General features: G+C 53.6%; 1 protein-coding gene. It reads left to right on the top strand.

The window, feature by feature from the left end:
• Nucleotides 1-261, top strand: a 261-nt coding sequence (locus SB772_RS42395) for a HisA/HisF-related TIM barrel protein (RefSeq protein WP_410838819.1), incomplete at both ends; no start/stop codon positions are given.

Genomic DNA, 261 nt, shown 5'->3' with positions numbered 1-261 from the left:
ACGCTCGACTGGGTAGAAGAAGTGCAAAAACGCGGTGCCGGAGAAATCGTCCTCAACATGATGAATCAGGACGGCGTGCGTAACGGTTACGACCTCGAGCAGCTGAAAAAAGTGCGTGAAGTTTGCCACGTCCCGCTGATTGCCTCCGGTGGCGCGGGCACCATGGAACACTTCCTCGAAGCCTTCCGCGATGCCGACGTTGACGGCGCGCTGGCAGCTTCCGTATTCCACAAACAAATAATCAATATTGGTGAATTAAAA

This window comes from Paraburkholderia sp. SIMBA_030, from assembly GCF_046535245.1.
Lineage (GTDB): Bacteria > Pseudomonadota > Gammaproteobacteria > Burkholderiales > Burkholderiaceae > Paraburkholderia.
The sequence above is the reverse complement of the archived record's forward strand: the minus strand, read 5'-3'. Positions and strand labels throughout refer to the sequence as shown.